Annotated in this window: 17 protein-coding genes; 7 read left to right on the plus strand and 10 right to left on the minus strand. The window is 70.9% G+C overall.

Annotated features, from left to right (window positions below; all coding sequences use genetic code 11):
• Position 1: 1 nt before the first annotated feature.
• Positions 2–1,501, minus strand: coding sequence for a peptide MFS transporter (locus tag ACFWVP_RS06330; RefSeq protein WP_384494061.1), 1,500 nt, complete (start codon positions 1,499–1,501; stop codon positions 2–4).
• A 156-nt stretch (positions 1,502–1,657) separates the two neighbouring features.
• Between ACFWVP_RS06330 and ACFWVP_RS06335 the strand changes: the two genes are divergently transcribed.
• From ACFWVP_RS06335 to ACFWVP_RS06355, 5 genes are all read left to right on the plus strand, one after another.
• Positions 1,658–2,668: a polyprenyl synthetase family protein gene (locus ACFWVP_RS06335; protein ID WP_384494063.1), complete on the plus strand. Its 1,011-nt coding sequence runs from the start codon at positions 1,658–1,660 to the stop codon at positions 2,666–2,668.
• 252 nt (positions 2,669–2,920) lie between these two features.
• Positions 2,921–4,153, plus strand: coding sequence for an outer membrane lipoprotein carrier protein LolA (locus ACFWVP_RS06340; protein ID WP_384494065.1), 1,233 nt, complete (start codon positions 2,921–2,923; stop codon positions 4,151–4,153).
• Positions 4,154–4,232: 79 nt separating this feature from the next.
• Positions 4,233–5,222, plus strand: a complete 990-nt coding sequence (locus tag ACFWVP_RS06345) for an ABC transporter ATP-binding protein (protein ID WP_384494066.1) — start codon at positions 4,233–4,235, stop codon at positions 5,220–5,222.
• Entirely contained in the window at positions 5,209–6,096 is an 888-nt protein-coding gene (locus ACFWVP_RS06350) for an ABC transporter permease (protein WP_384494068.1), read from the plus strand. The genes ACFWVP_RS06345 and ACFWVP_RS06350 overlap by 14 nt, the downstream gene beginning before the upstream one ends.
• Positions 6,097–6,302: 206 nt before the next feature.
• A complete protein-coding gene (locus ACFWVP_RS06355) occupies positions 6,303–6,923 on the plus strand; it encodes a TetR/AcrR family transcriptional regulator (protein ID WP_384494070.1) in 621 nt (206 codons plus the stop codon).
• Here the strand turns inward: ACFWVP_RS06355 and ACFWVP_RS06360 are convergent.
• The 5 genes from ACFWVP_RS06360 to ACFWVP_RS06380 all read right to left on the minus strand — a co-directional run bounded on the left by ACFWVP_RS06360 (position 6,916) and on the right by ACFWVP_RS06380 (position 9,993).
• Positions 6,916–7,464 carry a flavodoxin family protein gene (locus tag ACFWVP_RS06360; protein WP_384494072.1) on the minus strand — a complete coding sequence of 183 codons (549 nt, stop codon included), beginning with the start codon at positions 7,462–7,464 and terminating at the stop codon, positions 6,916–6,918. The two genes, ACFWVP_RS06355 and ACFWVP_RS06360, sit on opposite strands and share 8 nt — an antisense overlap.
• An 82-nt stretch (positions 7,465–7,546) precedes the next feature.
• Complete coding sequence (locus ACFWVP_RS06365) at positions 7,547–8,356, minus strand: HAD family hydrolase (protein ID WP_384494074.1); 810 nt, start codon at positions 8,354–8,356, stop codon at positions 7,547–7,549.
• Between the two features lie 65 nt (positions 8,357–8,421).
• Positions 8,422–8,871 (minus strand): VOC family protein, encoded by a 450-nt coding sequence (locus ACFWVP_RS06370; protein WP_384494075.1) that lies wholly within the window; start codon positions 8,869–8,871, stop codon positions 8,422–8,424.
• An 82-nt stretch (positions 8,872–8,953) separates the two neighbouring features.
• Positions 8,954–9,403, minus strand: coding sequence for a hypothetical protein (locus tag ACFWVP_RS06375; protein ID WP_384494077.1), 450 nt, complete (start codon positions 9,401–9,403; stop codon positions 8,954–8,956).
• Positions 9,404–9,528: 125 nt separating this feature from the next.
• The gene (locus tag ACFWVP_RS06380; RefSeq protein WP_384494078.1) at positions 9,529–9,993 is read right to left on the minus strand and encodes a winged helix-turn-helix transcriptional regulator; all 465 of its coding nucleotides are present in this window, start codon (positions 9,991–9,993) and stop codon (positions 9,529–9,531) included.
• A gap of 142 nt (positions 9,994–10,135) precedes the next feature.
• Between ACFWVP_RS06380 and ACFWVP_RS06385 the strand changes: the two genes are divergently transcribed.
• Positions 10,136–11,614: an MFS transporter gene (locus tag ACFWVP_RS06385; RefSeq protein ID WP_384494079.1), complete on the plus strand. Its 1,479-nt coding sequence runs from the start codon at positions 10,136–10,138 to the stop codon at positions 11,612–11,614.
• A gap of 24 nt (positions 11,615–11,638) precedes the next feature.
• Here the strand turns inward: ACFWVP_RS06385 and rarD are convergent, their stop codons facing one another.
• Together rarD and ACFWVP_RS06395 are read right to left on the minus strand one after the other, a co-directional pair.
• A complete protein-coding gene (gene rarD, locus ACFWVP_RS06390; RefSeq protein ID WP_384494081.1) occupies positions 11,639–12,637 on the minus strand; it encodes an EamA family transporter RarD in 999 nt (332 codons plus the stop codon).
• Positions 12,638–12,764: 127 nt separating this feature from the next.
• Positions 12,765–13,625 carry an SDR family oxidoreductase gene (locus ACFWVP_RS06395; RefSeq protein ID WP_384494083.1) on the minus strand — a complete coding sequence of 287 codons (861 nt, stop codon included), beginning with the start codon at positions 13,623–13,625 and terminating at the stop codon, positions 12,765–12,767.
• Positions 13,626–13,730: 105 nt separating this feature from the next.
• On the opposite strand from ACFWVP_RS06395, the gene ACFWVP_RS06400 reads away from it, so the two are divergent.
• The gene (locus ACFWVP_RS06400; RefSeq protein ID WP_384494085.1) at positions 13,731–14,108 is read left to right on the plus strand and encodes a winged helix-turn-helix transcriptional regulator; all 378 of its coding nucleotides are present in this window, start codon (positions 13,731–13,733) and stop codon (positions 14,106–14,108) included.
• A 67-nt stretch (positions 14,109–14,175) separates the two neighbouring features.
• Here the strand turns inward: ACFWVP_RS06400 and ACFWVP_RS06405 are convergent, their stop codons facing one another.
• Positions 14,176–15,234: a 2-oxoacid:ferredoxin oxidoreductase subunit beta gene (locus ACFWVP_RS06405; protein WP_384494086.1), complete on the minus strand. Its 1,059-nt coding sequence runs from the start codon at positions 15,232–15,234 to the stop codon at positions 14,176–14,178.
• Positions 15,227–17,182, minus strand: coding sequence for a 2-oxoacid:acceptor oxidoreductase subunit alpha (locus ACFWVP_RS06410; protein ID WP_384494088.1), 1,956 nt, complete (start codon positions 17,180–17,182; stop codon positions 15,227–15,229). Before ACFWVP_RS06410 ends, ACFWVP_RS06405 begins: the two co-directional genes overlap by 8 nt.
• Positions 17,183–17,196 lie beyond the last annotated feature (14 nt).

Below are 17,196 nucleotides of genomic sequence, written 5' to 3' on the forward strand. Positions count from 1 at the left end.
CTCAGTGGACGGGGTGCATGGTGCGCTTGAGCCAGGGAGCGGCGGCGATGACGGCCACACCGGCCGCCACCGCGATGGCGCCATTGACACCGAAGTAGGCGGGGTTGGAGACCTCGCCGTACAGCTTCACGATCTGTGCCTGGATGCCGTTGGCGAGGGCCAGGGACAGGAACCACAGGGCCATCGTCTGGCTGGCGAACGCCTTGGGCGCGAGCTTCGTGGTGGCGGACATGCCGGAGGTCTCCAGGAGGATGTCTCCGAGCCCGAGGAGCAGGTAGGAGCCGACGATCCACCAGGCGGCCATCCGGTAGGTGCCGTCGGCGTGCCCGGAGGTCGGGATGACCATCAGGAGGAAGGACAGACCGCCGAGGATCACCCCGATCGCGATCTTGTTCGAGACGTGCGGCTGGCGCGGGCCCATCCGGACCCACACGGCGGCGACGACCGGTGCCAGCGCCACCTCGAAGGCGCCCAGCGCGGAGGCGTACCAGCTCGCCGGGAAGTGGAAGCCGAAGATCTCCGTACGGGCGTTGGTCGAGGCGAGCAGCATCATCGTCGAGTACGCCTGGAAGAGGATGAAGTTGAAGACGACGGACGCCAGGAACAGCACGACGTACGGGCGCAGCCTGCCGCGTTCCTCCGAGGTGACCCGGGGGCTGCGGAACATCACCACGAAGTACACGACGGGCGCGATCACCGACACGAGGGTGAGCACGTCGACGAAGCGGTCCATGGTGAGCCATCCGGCCAGCGCCAGGGCCGTCGCCACGAGGGCGGCCACGACGACACCGGCCGTGATCCGCAGCACCGCCCGGCGCATCGGGCCGGGCGCCAGGGCGTACTCCGCCCCGTGCCTTCGCCCGGCCAGGTGACGCCGGCCCAGCACGTACTGGATCAGACCGAGGGTCATGCCGAACGCGGCGGCCGAGAAGCCCCAGTGCCAGCTCGCGTGCTCGCCGAGCCAGCCGGTGACCAGCGGGCCGGCGAAGGCACCGATGTTGATGCCCATGTAGTAGAGCGCGAACCCTGCGTCGCGGCGCTCGTCCTCGGTGCCGTAGAGCTTGCCGACCATGGAGGCCACATTGGGTTTGAGCAGGCCCGTGCCGGCGCTGATCAGGCCGAGGCCCACCCAGGTCATCGTGGCCGTCGGCACGGCCATCGCGTAGTGGCCGCACGCGATGAGGACGCCGCCGTACAGGACGGCCCGGTAGGAGCCCAGGATCCGGTCGGCCAGCCAGCCGCCCGCGACGGAGACCAGGTAGACGAGCGTGCCGTAGGCGGCGGACACGGAGGCGGCGGTGCCCGGGTCCATGCCCATGCCGCCGTTCGCGACCGTGTCGGCGAAGAAGAGGACCAGGATCGCCTGCATCCCGAGGAACGAGAACCGCTCCCAGACCTCCAGGCCGGACAGGGTCATCAGGCCCCGTGGCTGGCCGAAGAAGGCATGGTCGTCGCCGGGAGGCGGGCCGGCCTGCTCGGTACCGGACGTGGTGTGGGACAAAGCGGCAACTCCTGATCGTATGAGCTGATCCCGAACATACCGGCGGTGGCGGGAAGGCGCCCACGGTGATCCAAACCGGACCGGATACGCTGACTCGGGTGAGGACAACGACACATCGACATTCCGTGTGATCGTCAGCAGACAGGAGATCCCCTCGTGACCGTCGTCGGGCCGTTCGGACTGCGCGTGCGGGACCAGGCGCTTGAGGCCGATGTCCAGGCCGGCTTGGCCGCTGTCGAGGCGGGGCTGCTGGATGCCACGAAAAGCGAGGTCCCGTTCATCACGGAGGCCGCCCAGCACCTCGTCAGCGCGGGGGGCAAGCGGTTCCGTCCGCTGCTGGTGATGCTGGCGGCCCAGTTCGGTGACCCCGACGCTCCGGGAGTCGTCCCCTCGGCCGTGGTCGTCGAGCTGACGCACCTGGCCACGCTGTACCACGACGACGTGATGGACGAGGCGGACGTACGCCGCGGCGTGGACAGCGCGAACACCCGCTGGGGCAACTCCGTCGCCGTCCTGACGGGTGACTTCCTCTTCGCCCGCGCCTCGCACATCCTGGCCGACCTCGGCCCCGAGGCCGTACGCATCCAGGCCGAGGCCTTCGAACGCCTGGTCACCGGCCAGATCCTGGAGACGGCGGGCCCGCGCGACGGCCGCGACCCGGTCGACCACTACATGGACGTGCTCGGCGGCAAGACCGGCTCGCTGGTCGCCGTGTCCGGCCGCTTCGGCGCCCTGATGGCCGGCGCCGACGAGTCCGTCGTCGACATCCTCACCCAGTACGGGGAGCGGCTCGGCATCGCCTTCCAGCTCGCCGACGACGTGCTCGACATCGCCTCCGACTCCCACGAGTCCGGCAAGACCCCCGGCACCGACCTGCGCGAGGGCATCCCCACCCTGCCGGTCCTCCGCCTCCGCGCGCTCGCGGAAGCCGGGGGCGCGCCGGACGACCTGGAGCTCGTCGAGCTCCTGGACGGCGACCTCGGCGACGACGACCGGCTCGCGGAGGCGCTGCGCAGGCTGCGCGTCCACCCGGCGCTGGAGCAGGCTCGGCAGGACACCGTCCGCTACGCGCAGGCGGCGCGGGCGACCCTGGCTCCGCTGCCCGAGTGCTACGCGAAGGCCGCGCTCGAAGAGCTGTGCGACGCCGTGGTGCACCGCGCGGGCTGACGTCCGTCCGGCCGGCCCGTGGTGGGCGGCCGGCACCCGCGAAACGGCCGCCCCCTACTGGATGGCCGTCTCCCCGACCCTCCGTGTCATACCGGAGGGGTAGGCACAGTTGCTCCCGCGGGCTGACGCCTGAAGCCGTTCGATTTGGTCAGATGGATAACAACCACTCCTGACCACATCGGGTGAGAATGGCGGCAGGGAGTGGACGAGTGCAACGGGATGGCAGCCGCCGACCACGGAGGTAGGGCACACATGGCACCGAACGACAGCGCAGAGACCACCGGCGAGGCCACGGCCGTGGTCCGTCGCAGGGCGGCGCGCTACATCGTCCCCCTCGCGGTGGCGGGGGTGGCGGCGGCGACGATCGGACTCGTCCCGGCGCTCGCCGACTCCGGCGACCCCCAGCTGCCGAAGATCACGGCACAGGAACTCATCGAGAAGATCGCCGCATCGGACGAGCAGCAGCTCTCCGGCACGGTGAAGATCAGCACCGACCTCGGCATCCCGTCCTTCGGCGGACTCACGGACTCCCTCGTGCCCGGCGCCGGGGCGAGCGACAGCACGTCGAGCGCCGCACCCGACGCCAAGCTGATGGAGCTCACCTCCGGGACGCACACGCTCCGCGTGGCGGCCGACGGCCCCGACAAGCAGCGCCTGTCGATCCTCGGCGAGGGCTCCGAGTACAGCCTGATCCACAACGGCGACGAGGTCTGGGCGTACGACAGCGCGAGCAACGAGGTGTACCACGCGCAGTCCGACGAGGCAGCGCCGAAGGGCGGCAAGGCCAAGGAGCGCACAGCGCCCGAGGGCGTACCGACCACGCCGAGGGAACTGGCCGAGCAGGCGCTTGCCCTGGCGGGCGACACCACGTCCGTCACGGTCGACGGCACGGCGCAGGTGGCGGGACGTGACGCGTACCAGCTGCTGATCAAGCCCAGGCAGTCCGGTTCCACGGTCGGTTCGATCCGGGTCGCGGTGGACGCCGAGAACGGTGTGCCGCTGAGGTTCACCCTGGCGCCGAGCGGCGGCGGCAAGGCCGTCGTCGACGCGGGCTTCACCAAGGTCGACTTCTCCAGGCCCGACACGTCGTTCTTCTCCTTCACCCCGCCCAAGGGCGCGAAGGTGACCGAGGCCGACGAGCTGGAGGCCGAGGCGAAGAAGGACGGCGCGGCGGACAAGGCGCAGAAGGACCTCTCCGCGCTTGAGGACTTCCAGGGCCTCGACGTCATCGGTGAGGGCTGGACGACGATCGCCGAGATCGACGTGCCGGGCGGCGCCGGGCTCCCCGCGGAGGGCTCCGGCGATGTGCCCGCCGAGGCACAGCAGTTCCTGGACGCCCTCGGCGACAAGGTCACCGGCGACTTCGGCTCGGGCACGGTCTTCAAGACCCGCCTGGTCAACGCGCTGATGACGGACGACGGCAAGGTCTACATCGGCGCGGTCACCAAGGACGCGCTGGTGAAGGCGGCCGACACCGCCAAGTAGTACACGCCGTGCACGACGCCCCGCCGTACCCTCCGTACGGCGGGGCGTCGCGTACACGGCCGGGAGAGGACGAGTGCCCATGACCGACACAGTGGCCGGGAGCCGGAAGGCGGGGCCCGACGGGGCACCGGGCGCGGCCGTGATCGAGACCCGCGGCCTCACCAAGCGCTACCGCGGCGGCCAGTTGGCCGTCGACGGGCTCGACCTGAGCGTCCCCGGAGGCAGTGTCTTCGGCTTCCTCGGCCCCAACGGTTCGGGCAAGACCACCACCATCCGGATGCTCCTGGGCCTGATCGACCCGACGGCCGGCACCGCACGCGTCCTCGGCGGCCCCATGCCCTCCGCCGTCCGCACGGTCCTCCCGCACGTCGGCGCGCTGATCGAAGGCCCCGCCCCCTACGGGTTCCTGACCGGCCGGGACAACCTCGTGCGCTACGACTCGGCCGACGCGGCGGCCGACCCGCGCACCCGCCGCGCACGCGTCGACAGCGCCCTGGAGCGGGTGGGCCTCGCCGCCGCGGCGGGCAAGAAGGCCAAGGCGTACTCGCTGGGGATGAAACAGCGCCTCGGGCTCGCCGCCGCGCTCCTCCAGCCGCGCAGACTGCTCGTCCTGGACGAGCCGACCAACGGCCTCGACCCGCAGGGCATGCGCGAGATCCGTTCCCTGATCCGGGAGCTCGCGGCCGAGGGGACGACCGTCTTCCTCTCCTCCCACCTGCTCGACGAGATCGAACAGGTCTGCACCCACGCCGCGGTGATGGCGCGCGGCCGGCTCCTCACCCAGGGCCCGGTCGCGGACCTCGCGGCGGGCACCCGCGGCCGGCTCGCCGTCACCACACCCGACCCGGGCACCGCCGCCCGCATCCTCGGTGAGCACGGCGCGACCGGCCTCCTGACAGACGGGGACCGGGTGAGCGCCGACGCGCCGCCGGGCGGGGTGGAGCCGGCCGACCTCAACGCGGCCCTGGTGCGCGGCGGTGTCCGCGTACGCGCCTTCGGCGTCGAACGGGCCTCGCTGGAGGACGCCTTCGTCGCACTCACCGGAGAGGGATTCGATGTCGCAGGCTGAATCCGTCGTCGCGGCGGCACCCCGCGTACCGCGCCGTGCGCGGTGGACGCTCGGGATCCTCCGCTCCGAACTGACCACCACGCTCCGCCGGGGGCGCACCCTGGCCCTGCTCGGGGTGCTGGCCGCCGTGCCCGTGCTCGTCGGGATCGCCGTGCGGATCGAGACGGGCGACGGCTCGACGGCCGGACCCGGCGGCGGAGGCGGCCCCGCCTTCCTCGCCCAGATCACCGACAACGGCCTCTTCCTGGTCTTCGCCGCGCTCTCCGCGACACTTCCCGTCTTCCTCCCGATGGCGGTCGGTGTCGTCGCGGGCGACTCCGTGGCCGGTGAGGCGAGTGGCGGCACCCTGCGCTACCTCCTGGTCGCTCCGGCGGGCCGCACCAGGCTGCTGCTCGTGAAGTACGCGTCCGTGCTGGTGTTCTGCCTGGTCGCGACTCTCGTCGTGGCGGTCTCGGCGCTCGCGGTGGGGGCGCTGCTCTTCCCGGTCGGCGAGGTCACCACCATCTCGGGGACCCGGATCGGCTTCGGGGAGGGACTCCTGCGGGCCGGACTGATCGCGGTGGTGGTGGCGGCTTCCCTGACCGGGTTCGCGGCGCTGGGGCTGTTCGTCTCCACACTCACCGACAGCGGGATCGCGGCGATGGCAGCCACCGTGGGCGTGCTGATCACCGTGCAGATCCTGGACACGATGCCGCAGCTGGAAGCGATCCACCCGTATCTCTTCCCGCACTACTGGCTGTCCTTCACGGACCTGCTGCGCGAGCCCGTCTACCGGGACGAGATGGTCAAGAACCTCGGTCTGCAGGCGGTGTACGCGGCGGTGTTCGGCTCGGCGGCCTGGGCGCGGTTCACGGCGAAGGACATCACGGTCTGATCCGTGCGGGCCGGCTCGTCAGGGACCGTCCGTGCCGTCGGCCGGTCGAGCCGTCCCCCGATCGGCTCGTCGCGGCACGAACGGCACGAACGGTGTACAGCACGGAACGTCACGACACGGTACGTTCCGTTTCTGCCTGGTCATTGTTCGACTTATGGCGACGGGCTGTCAACAAGCCGTGGCCGGAATCCCCCTATGCTCACCGAATGATCACATCGCCGAGTACTCTGCGCCGCAGCGAGCGATCACGACGGGCCACGCTGGACGCCGCCCTGGAGCTGTGTACGGAGAAGGGGTACGGCCGGGTCACCGTCGAGGCCATCGCGGCGCGCGCCGGTGTGAGCAAGAAGACGATCTACCGCTGGTGGCCGTCGAAAGGGGCGGTGCTCCTGGAGGCCTTCACGGAGGCGCTCGTCGGAGCCACTCCGTTCGGGGACACCGGCGACATCGCGGCCGACCTGCGCACCCACATCAACGGGGCGGTGCGGCTGATGTCCACGGCACCCTACGGCCCCGCCTATGCCGGGATCCTCTCCGAGATGCACCACGACGACGACCTCGCGGCGGCCGTCAGGGACCAGCTCGTCCGCCCGCGCGTCGAGCGCGCGGTGGCGCGGCTGCGCGCCGCCCAGGAGCAGGGGCAGATTCCGGCCGCCGCCGATCTCCCGCTGGCGGTGGAGATGCTCTACGGGCCCGTCTACTACCGCCATGTGCTGCGCAAGCCGGCCCAGGACGAGGAGACGGTCGCCTCCCTCGTGGACCACGTCCTGCGGTCGCTGGGAGCCGGGGCCGCGGGGCCGCCGGCCCCCCGCGACGGGATCAGCTGAAGAAGGTCTTGGCCCGGGACACCGCTCCGGTGTCGGACAGGACGTCTCCGGGCTTGGTGCCGTTGCCCAGCAGTACCCCGCCCCACCGCATCCCCAGATACCGCGCGGAGTTGCGCAGGGTCCCGGCGAGGGGTTCGGCCACCTCCGGATCGCGGTCCGCGAGAGCCGTGACGCCCCACAGCGTCTTCCCGGCCATCCGCCCCTCGAAGCCGATGCCGGGCACCTCCAGCCAGCCCGACCAGTGGTCCAGGTAGCGCTTGGTGGAGGTGGACACCGCGTACCAGTACAGCGGCGAGGCGATGACGACGTCGGTCGCGCCGAGCGTCGCCTCCAGCAGGGTCGCGGCATGCCCGGTGGGGGTCGAGTGGCCACCGTCCCCGTGCCGCAGGTCCTCGAAGTCGGGCAGTGGTATGTCCCGCAGATCCAGCCATCGCTGTTCGTACCCGGCCGGCAGCTGTTCGGCGGCGAGCCGGGCGAGCGTCTCGGTGTTGCCGTCGGCGCGGCTGCTGCCGAGCACGAAGAGGAAACTGCGCGTGGCCATGATGTGATCTCCTCAGTTTGCTGCGTACGTCAATTACCTGCGTCTGCATTATGTGCACACGCAGGTAATCGGCGGTAGGGGATTACTGGTCGAACAGTCGCTCCAGTACCACCGCGACGCCGTCGTCCTGGTTCGACAGTGTGATCTCGTCCGCCGCCGCCCGCAGCTCGGCATGGGCGTTGGCCATCGCCACCCGGTGGCCCGAACGCCGGAACATCGGCAGATCGTTGGGCATGTCGCCGAACGCCAGCGTGTCCGCCGGGGCGAAGCCGAGCAGCTCGGCGGCCAGGGCGAGTCCGGTGCCCTTGTCCACGCCGTGCGGCGCCAGCTCGACCGTGCCGGGGCCCGCCATGGTGACGGACGCCAGCTCGCCCACGGCCCCGCGCGCGGCGGCGGCCAGCTCGTCGTCCGTCAGCCGCGGGTGGCGCACCAGGACCTTGATGATCGGCGCCGCCCACAGCTCGTCACGGCGGCCGGTCCGCTGTGCGGGGAGCGAGGGGTGCGGCATCCGGTAGCCCGGCTCGATCAGCGTCCGGCCCTCGGCCCCGTCCTGGTCGACCGCCGCGAACACCTGGCCGACCTCCGCCTCGATCTTGCCGAGCGCGGTGTCGGCCAGCTCGCGGTCGAGCGTCACCGAGCTCAGCATGCGGGCCGACCCGGCGTCGTACACCTGGGCGCCCTGGCCGCAGACCACGGGGCCCGTGTAGCCGAGGTCCGTGAGCAGCGCCCGTATGCCGGGCACCGCCCGCCCCGTGACGATGAGATGCCGCGCGCCGGCGGACTCGGCGCGGGCGAGGGCGGCACGGGAGCGGGGGCTCACGGTGTCGTCGGGACGCAGCAGGGTCCCGTCGAGGTCCGTGGCGACGAGGGAATATGCGGGTGGCGTCGGCATGGGGCAAGCCTAGGGAGAACGGCTTCCGGCCGTACGCCGCTGACCTGCGCGGACGGTCAGCCCCGTCACTGGACGCAGAATTCGTTGCCCTCCGGGTCCAGCAGGACGTGCCACGACCCGCCGGGTCCGTCGACGGAGCGCACCACGCCCGCGCCCAGCCCCACCAGCCGGGCCACCTCCGTGTCGCGCTGTCCGGGGGCCGCGTGCACGTCCACGTGGAGGCGGTTCTTCACCGTCTTCGGCTCCGGCACGCGCTGGAAGAGCAGCCGCCGTCCGAGGCCCGCCCCGCTCTTCTCGTCGTAGGGATCGTCCGGATGCCGCACGGCCGCGAGGTCGCGCCAGGCGCGGCGGCCGTGGGGCTCGACCGTGGCGGACTCGGGTGCGGCGCCGACGCCGAGCAGTTCCTCGATCAGGGGGCTGTTGTCCTCGACCAGGTAGCCGAGGGCCTCGGCCCAGAAGTCGGCCTGGGCGTGCGGGTCGGCGGCGTCGATGACGAGCTTCCAGTGCAGGGTCATGGGGACCGTTCATAGCGGTCCTACGGCTCCGGTGGCAACGGGCGCGCCGGAAACGGGGCCGACTCCCGTGGCCGGGCGTGCCCTATCCGGGCGGACAGGTCCCGCAGGTGTGGGTGTCGAGGGCCGCCAGCAGCTCCTTGGCCGTCCGGCGCACCGCCGGGTCGCCGTCCCCGGCCAGCCGCAGGGCCGTCCCCCGGCCCGCCACGACAGCCTGATGGGCGCCCCGTGTCCACTCGGGCTCGTGCGCGTGCCCGTGGGCGAGGATCGTGCGCAGCAGGCCGAGCACGCCGATGCGGTCCTTCACCGTCTCCACGGCTGCGAGCTCCCACAGGAACGGCACCGTGGCGACCGTCGAGTCGAACACCGCCATGGCGCCTATCCACCGCTCCAGGTCGCTCAGCGCGTCCTCGGCGGACTCGCTGTCGCCCCAGGCGATCCGCGACAGCATGCCGGGGACCTGGGACGCGGAACCATGGGCATGGCGCAGCTCATGCCACTGAACGTGCCTCATGTCCCCCAGAACCGTCCCCATCCGGGCACTCAATCAGCCTTTGCGTGTGCCGTCCACCATGCATGCCACACCCACCCGGTCAGGCCGGTCCAGGCTCGGTCCACGTCGTCCCTGGCCCGCCTGGGACGACGTGGACCGTGGAGCCCTCAGTGGTTCTCCTGGGAGGCGCGCGCGTCGTAGCCGGCGCGGGCTGCCGCGATCTCGCCCTGGTGCTCCTCGGTCCAGGTGACCAGGGAGCGGATGGTGGTGTGCAGCGTCCCGCCGAGCGGTGTGAGCTCGTACTCCACCCGTGGCGGCACGACCGCGTGGACCGTCCGCTCGACCAGCCCGTCGCGCTCCAGCTGGCGCAGGGTGACGGTCAGCATCCGCTGGCTGACGCCGTCGATCTCCCGCTTCAGCTGGGTGAAGCGGAGCTTGCGGCGGTCGAGCAGCGCGATCACCAGCAAAGACCACTTGTCGGCGACCCGGTCGAGGATCTGCCGGACCTCGCAGCCCTCGCGGGTGTCCCACTGGAAGGGGTCCGGATCCCCGGCCGGCGCCTCGCAGGGCGGGGTCCCGGCGATCACGGTGCCTTCGAGGTGACTCGGTGACTTCGAAGTGCCTTCTTCCATGACACGTGATGGTGGCGCACGATGCCAGTGGTTACAAGAGGGAACCGACCCTCCTGTTCGTAACCGTTACGGCTCCGGGCCGATCCGGCCCGCTCCGCCACTCGCCCGTTCCGACGGTTCCGACCACGACAAGGGGACACCTGTGTCTGCCGCCGTACCCACCGCTCCCGCACTCCCCGCCCGGGCCTGGGCCCTGCTGCTCGTCCTGTGCGGCACGATCTTCCTGGAGGGCATCGACGTCGCCATGCTCGCCGTGGCCGTCCCGTCCATCAGGGTCGACCTGGGCCTCTCCACGGGCGCCGCGTCCTGGGTGATGAGCGCCTACGTACTCGGCTACGCCGGTTTCACACTGCTCGGCGGCCGGGCCGCCGACCTCCTCGGCCGACGCCGGATGTTCCTCACCTGGCTCACCGTGTTCCTGCTCTTCTCCGGCCTCGGCGGATTCGCCACCGAGGGCTGGATGCTGATCGTGGCCCGCTTCGTCACCGGTGTGGCCGCCGCGTTCATGACCCCCGCCGCGATGTCGCTGATCACCACCTCGTACGAGGAGGGCCCTCAGCGCAACAAGGCACTCCTGATCTTCGCGGGCACCGCGGCGGGAGGCTTCTCGCTCGGACTCGTCATCGGCGGGCTGCTCACCCAGCTCGGCTGGCGCTGGGTGTTCTTCGCGCCGGTACTGCTCGCCGCGGGCCTCCTGCTCGCGGCCGTCCGTACCGTCCCCGTCGAGCGCAGGCCGGAGCGCACCGGCGGCTTCGACCTGCCGGGTGCCGGCGCGGCGGCCGGCGCGATGCTGCTCCTCGCCTACGCGATCGTGCGCCTGGAGCACGGGGCGGACGGCTGGGGGTGGTCGGCGGGGGCGTTCGCCGCCGGACTGCTCCTGGTCACGCTATTCGTCGTGATCGAACGGCGGACGTCCTCCCCCCTCGTACGGCTCGCGCTGCTGCGCAGGGCGTCCATGATCCGCGCCGACCTCGGGGCACTGCTCTTCGTGGGATCGTTCTTCGGCTTCCAGTTCGTGCTGACCCTGTACCTCCAGGAACTGCGCGGCTGGTCCTCGCTGCAGACCGCGCTCGCCCTGGTGGTGATGGGTGTCGACGCGGTCCTGGCCCCCACGCTCACCCCGCGGCTGGTCAACCGCTACGGCAACGCACGCGTGATCCTCGGCGGTTTCGTCCTCGCCATCGCCTCGTACGGACTGTTCCTGCCGATCGGCCTCGACCAGCCCTACCTCGTCATGTTCCCGGCCCTGTTCCTCACCGGCGCGGCCTTCGCGCTGGCGTACGGCCCGCTGTCGATCGCCGCGACCGACGGGGTGCCCGACGCCGAACAGGGGCTCGCGGGCGGGCTGCTGCACACCTCGACGCAGTTCGGCTCGGCGGTCGGGATCTCGGCCGTGACAGCGGTGTACGGGGCCGTCGCGGCAGGGACGGACGGTTCGGCCGAGGCCACGCAGGCGGCCTTCCGGACGGCGCTGGTGGTGCCCGTGGTGATGGTGGTGCTCGGTGCGCTGATCACCGCGTCGGGGCTGCGGACGGACCGGCAGAAGGCCGGGGGCTCCGGTGGTGCCGCTGCTCCGGATACCGCCGGGGAGCTCCGGGCCGCCGCGGGGGCCCGGAGCTGACGTGCCAGGCGTAGCGGATCCCGGTCAGGGAGCCGGGGTCCGCTCCGTGGTCGCCGGGCCGGTCTCCGAAGCGGAACCCGTGCACACCGGTGCCCCGGCCTCCGCCGCCGGCGCCGCGAGGCGCAGTGCCTCGGCCCGTGTACGCCGGGCCGTCCGCAGCGCGTCCCAGGTCAGCATCATCAGCGCCACCCAGACCAGGGCGAAGCCGGCCCAGCGCTCGGGCGGCATGGCCTCGTGGAAGTACAGGATGCCGAGCCCGAACTGGAAGACCGGCGCGAGGTACTGCAGCAGGCCCAGGACGGACAACGGGACCCGGATCGCCGCCGCGCCGAAGCAGACGAGCGGGACGGCGGTGACGAGGCCCGTCGAGGCGAGCAGGACCCCGTGCCCCGCACCCCCGGCCAGGAACGTCGCGTGGCCGCTCGCCCCTAGCCACAGCAGGAAGCCGAGCGCGGGCAGGAACAGGACGGCGGTCTCGGCGGCCAGGGACTCCAGGCCGCCCATGTTGACCTTCTTCTTCACCAGGCCGTACGTCGCGAACGAGAACGCCAGCACCAGCGAGACCCACGGCGGCTGCCCGTAGCCGATCGCCAGCACGAGCACCGCGGCGAAACCGGTCGCCACCGCGGCCCACTGCACGGGCCGCAGGCGCTCGCCGAGCAGCAGGACGCCCATGGCGATGGTGACCAGCGGATTGATGAAGTAGCCGAGTGAGGCCTCGACCACGTGGCCGTTGTTGACGGCCCAGATGTAGAGACACCAGTTGACCGATATGACGGTCGCGGCGATCGCGATCAGGCCGAGCTTCCGCGGCTGCCCCGCCAGCTCGCGCACCCAGGCCCAGCGGCGCAGGAGCAGCAGGGCGATCCCGACGACGCCCAGTGACCAGACCATCCGGTGCGCGAGGATCTCCACCGCTCCGGACGGCTTCAGCAGCGGCCAGAAGAGGGGCACCAGACCCCACATCCCGTACGCGCCCATCCCGTACAGCAGGCCAGCCCGCTGCTCGTTCTTTCCCTTCACGGGCCCTCCCGGCACTCCCGCGTCGGCGATCGGCCGACCGCACGACGGTAGCGCCGGAAAGGGCCCGTGTCATAGCCGTCTCACGGAAACGGTCGTGACAAGCGATCGTGGCAGGGGTGGTCCCGCGTCACGCCGTGGCCACCGCGGCGGCCACCGTCTCGGCCAGCGGCGTCGTCGGCCGGCCGATCAGCCGGGCCAGGTCGCCGCTCGTGCCCGCGAGCAGCCCGCGCCTGATCGCCTCGTCGACGTCGACCAGGATCGAGGCGAAGCCCTCGGGCAGGCCCGCTCCTACGAGGATCTCCCGGTGCGCGGCGGCCGGGACGTCGCTGTACGTGATCTCCTTGCCGGTCGCGGCGGAGACCGTGGCGGCGTACTCGGTCAGGGACCAGGCGACGTCACCGCTCAGCTCGTACGCCGCGCCGAGGTGGCCCTCGCCGGTCAGTACGGCGGCGGCGGCCGCCGCGTAGTCGGCCCGGGTGGCGGAGGCGACACGCCCCTCGCCCGCGTTCGCGACGACGGTCCCGTGCTCCAGGACGGGGGCCAGGTTCGCCGTGTAGTTCTCGGTGTACCAGCCGTTGCGCAGGAAGGTGTGGGGGAGCCCGGAGTCCAGGATCAGCTGCTCGGTCACCTTGTGCTCGGCGGCCAGCTGGAAGTCCGCGTCCGGGCCGCCCAGTACGCCCGTGTAGGCGAGCTGCGCGACTCCGGCGGTCCTGGCCGCCTCGATCACGGCGGTGTGCTGCGGCACCCGCCTGCCGACCTCGCTGCCCGACACCAGCAGGACGCGGTCGCCTGCCCGGAAGGCCTCGGAGAGGGTCCGGGGGCTGTCGTAGTCGGCGACGCGGATCCCGACACCCCGGGCGGCGAGGCCGGCGGCCTTCTCCTCGTTCCGGACGACCGCGGCGATCCGGTCCGCCGGGACCGTGGCGAGCAGCCGCTCGACGACGAGACTGCCGAGCTCGCCGGTGGCTCCGGTGACAACGATGCTCATGGGGTTCTCCTTCTGGGTGCGCTGATCCTCGTACGGACTCTCTCCACTCACTGTAAAGAGGGCACTAACCAAACGAAAGTACCCACTTTGAAGTAAGGTACTGGTATGAGCGTAAGTGTGGAGCGGACCGCGAGTGTGAACCAGCCGATGTGCCCCTCCCGGCTGGTGCTGGAACACGTCACCAGCCGATGGGGCGTCCTCGTGCTGGCCGCGCTGCTGGAGCGCTCGTACCGCTTCAGCGAGCTGCGCCGCGAGGTCGGCGGGGTCAGCGAGAAGATGCTGGCCCAGACCCTGCAGACCCTGGAGCGCGACGGCTTCGTGCACCGCGACGCGAAGCCCGTCATCCCGCCCCGGGTGGACTACTCGCTCACCCCGCTCGGCAAGGAGGCCGCCGACCAGGTCTGGGGGCTGGCCCGCTGGACCGAGCGGCGCGTGGACGCCGTGCAGGCGGCCCGCGAGGCGTACGACGAGGCCCGGAGCTGACCGTTCGGGTCGGCTCCGGGCCTCTGTCGACGTGCCCCGGACTCTCGCGTGCCCGGGTGTGTGCGGGTCAGCCGACGACGGTCCAGGTGTCGTTGCCGGCGAGGAGGGTGCTCAGATCACCCTTGCCGTGCTGCTCGATGGCGGAGTCGAGCTGGTCGGACATCAGGGTGTCGTAGACCGGACGCTCCACACTGCGCAGAACCCCGATGGGGGTGTGGTGCAGTGTGTCGGGGTCGGCCAGGCGGGACAGGGCGAAGGCCGTGGTCGGGCTCGGGTTGTGCGCGTCGTGGACGAGGATCCGGGACTGGTTCTCCTCGGTCACCGCGACGACGTTCAGATCGCCCGTGACCGGGTCGCGGACGACACCCTTGGACCCCTCGGCCCCGAAGCGGATGGGCTGGCCGTGTTCCAGGCGGATGACCGCCTCCTCCGCCCTGTCCTTGTCCTTGAGGGCCTCGAAGGCACCGTCGTTGAAGATGTTGCAGTTCTGGTAGATCTCGACCAGCGCCGTACCCGGATGGTCCGCGGCGGCCCGCAGCACCCCGGTGAGGTGCTTGCGGTCGGAGTCCACCGTGCGGGCCACGAAGGACGCCTCCGCGCCGAGCGCCAGGGAGACCGGGTTGAAGGGGGCGTCGAGTGAACCCATCGGGGTCGACTTGGTGATCTTCCCGAGCTCCGACGTGGGGCTGTACTGGCCCTTCGTCAGACCGTAGATCCTGTTGTTGAAGAGGAGGATCTTGAGGTTCACGTTGCGGCGCAGGGCGTGGATCAGGTGGTTCCCGCCGATGGAGAGCGCGTCACCGTCCCCGGTGACGACCCACACGCTCAGGTCGCGCCGCGAGGTGGCGAGACCGGTCGCGATGGAGGGGGCGCGCCCGTGGATCGAGTGCATCCCGTAGGTGTTCATGTAGTACGGGAAACGGGACGAGCAGCCGATGCCGGAGACGAACGCGATGTTCTCCTTGGCCAGCCCCAGCTCGGGCATGAAGCCCTGCACCGCCGCGAGGACCGCGTAGTCACCGCAACCCGGGCACCAGCGCACCTCCTGGTCGGACTTGAAGTCCTTCATGGACTGCTTGCCCTCGGCCCTGGGGACCAGGTGGAGGAGTTCGTTGGTGTCAGGCATCAATGGCCTCCTTGAGGACTGTGGCGAGCTGCTCGGCCTTGAAGGGCATTCCGTTGACCTGGTTGTAGCTCTGCACGTCGACGAGGTACCTCGCCCTCAGCAGGGTGGCGAGCTGCCCGAGGTTCATCTCCGGGACGACGACCTTGTCGTAACCCCCCAGCACCTCGCCGAGGTTCTTCGGGAACGGGTTGAGATGGCGCAGGTGCGCCTGCGCGATCGTCTCGCCGGACGCCCGCAGCCGGCGGACGGCCGCGGTGATCGGCCCGTACGTCGAACCCCAGCCCAGCACGAGCGTCCTCGCGCCGGCCGGGTCGTCGACCTCGATGTCGGGCACCGTGATGCCGTCGATCTTGGCCTGCCGGGTGCGGACCATGAAGTCGTGGTTCGCCGGGTCGTAGGAGATGTTCCCCGTGCCGTCCTGCTTCTCGATCCCACCGATCCGGTGCTCCAGGCCGGGCGTGCCCGGTACGGCCCAGGGGCGGGCCAGGGTCTCCGGGTCGCGCTTGTACGGCCAGAACACCTCGGTGCCGTCGGCGAGTTCATGATTCGGCCCGGTCGCGAACCGCGTCCGCAGGTCGGGCAGGCTGTCCGCCTCCGGGATCCGCCACGGCTCCGAACCGTTCGCCAGGTACCCGTCCGACAGCAGGAACACCGGGGTCCGGTACGTCAGCGCGATACGGGCCGCGTCCAGGGCCGCGTCGAAGCAGTCCGCCGGAGTCCTCGGCGCGACGATCGGAACCGGCGCCTCACCGTTGCGGCCGAACATGGCCTGAAGCAGATCGGCCTGCTCGGTCTTGGTGGGCAGACCCGTGGAGGGGCCGCCCCGCTGGATGTCGATGATCAGCAGCGGCAGCTCCAGGGAGACGGCGAGGCCGATCGTCTCCGACTTCAGCGCCACCCCCGGCCCCGACGTCGTCGTCACCGCGAGGGAACCCCCGAACGCGGCGCCCAGCGCGGCCCCGATCCCCGCGATCTCGTCCTCCGCCTGGAACGTCCGCACACCGAAGTTCTTGTGCCGGGACAGTTCGTGCAGGATGTCGGACGCCGGAGTGATCGGATACGAACCCAGGTAAAGGGGGAGATCCGCCTGCTGGCCGGCCGCGATCAGCCCGTACGACAATGCGAGATTCCCGGAGATGTTGCGGTACGTACCCGTCGGGAACGCCTGCGTCGCGGGAGCGACCTCGTAGGAGACCGCGAAGTCCTCCGTCGTCTCCCCGAAATTCCAGCCCGCCCGGAAAGCCGCCACATTCGCCTCGGCGATGACCGGCTTCTTGGCGAACTTGGACCGAAGAAACTTCTCCGTACCCTCGGTCGGCCGGTTGTACATCCAGGACAACAGGCCGAGCGCGAACATATTCTTCGACCGCTCGGCCTCCTTACGGGAGAGACCGAACTCCTTCAAAGCCTCGATCGTCAACGTCGTCAACGGAACGGGATGCAGATTGTAGGCCTCGAGAGACCCGTCCTCCAGGGGTGACGTCTCATATCCGACTTTCGCCATCGGACGCTTCGTGAACTCGTCGGTGTTCACGATGATGTCGGCCCCGCGCGGAACATCCTCGATATTGGCCTTCAGCGCGGCGGGATTCATCGCGACCAGCACATTCGGCGCGTCGCCCGGCGTCAGGATGTCGTGGTCCGCGAAATGCAGCTGGAACGACGAAACGCCCGGCAGGGTTCCGGCAGGTGCCCGGATCTCGGCCGGGAAGTTCGGCAGGGTCGACAGGTCGTTCCCGAACGACGCCGTCTCCGACGTGAACCGGTCACCCGTCAGCTGCATGCCGTCGCCGGAGTCACCCGCGAAACGGATGATCACCCGGTCCAGACGGCGGATTTCCTTCTCAGTGGTACCCGTTCGATCGGACTGGGCAGCGCGTTGCTCCCCGACGACAGCCTCGCTGGGCTCGTCGGTCTTTCCGGCTGGGCTACTGACCTGGCTGGTCACTGAACTGGACCTCC

It is taken from the genome of Streptomyces sp. NPDC058637 (genome assembly GCF_042717325.1).
GTDB lineage: Bacteria > Actinomycetota > Actinomycetes > Streptomycetales > Streptomycetaceae > Streptomyces.

Excerpts from the sequence above, each read along its gene's own strand:
- ACFWVP_RS06340 (WP_384494065.1), top strand. The coding sequence starts at position 2,921 with ATGGCACCGAACGACAGCGCAGAGACCACCGGCGAGGCCACGGCCGTG.
- ACFWVP_RS06345 (WP_384494066.1), top strand. The coding sequence starts at position 4,233 with ATGACCGACACAGTGGCCGGGAGCCGGAAGGCGGGGCCCGACGGGGCA.
- ACFWVP_RS06350 (WP_384494068.1), top strand. The coding sequence starts at position 5,209 with ATGTCGCAGGCTGAATCCGTCGTCGCGGCGGCACCCCGCGTACCGCGC.
- ACFWVP_RS06355 (WP_384494070.1), top strand. The coding sequence starts at position 6,303 with ATGATCACATCGCCGAGTACTCTGCGCCGCAGCGAGCGATCACGACGG.
- ACFWVP_RS06360 (WP_384494072.1), bottom strand. The coding sequence starts at position 7,464 with ATGGCCACGCGCAGTTTCCTCTTCGTGCTCGGCAGCAGCCGCGCCGAC.
- ACFWVP_RS06365 (WP_384494074.1), bottom strand. The coding sequence starts at position 8,356 with ATGCCGACGCCACCCGCATATTCCCTCGTCGCCACGGACCTCGACGGG.
- ACFWVP_RS06370 (WP_384494075.1), bottom strand. The coding sequence starts at position 8,871 with ATGACCCTGCACTGGAAGCTCGTCATCGACGCCGCCGACCCGCACGCC.
- ACFWVP_RS06375 (WP_384494077.1), bottom strand. The coding sequence starts at position 9,403 with ATGGGGACGGTTCTGGGGGACATGAGGCACGTTCAGTGGCATGAGCTG.
- ACFWVP_RS06380 (WP_384494078.1), bottom strand. The coding sequence starts at position 9,993 with ATGGAAGAAGGCACTTCGAAGTCACCGAGTCACCTCGAAGGCACCGTG.
- ACFWVP_RS06395 (WP_384494083.1), bottom strand. The coding sequence starts at position 13,625 with ATGAGCATCGTTGTCACCGGAGCCACCGGCGAGCTCGGCAGTCTCGTC.
- ACFWVP_RS06400 (WP_384494085.1), top strand. The coding sequence starts at position 13,731 with ATGAGCGTAAGTGTGGAGCGGACCGCGAGTGTGAACCAGCCGATGTGC.
- ACFWVP_RS06405 (WP_384494086.1), bottom strand. The coding sequence starts at position 15,234 with ATGCCTGACACCAACGAACTCCTCCACCTGGTCCCCAGGGCCGAGGGC.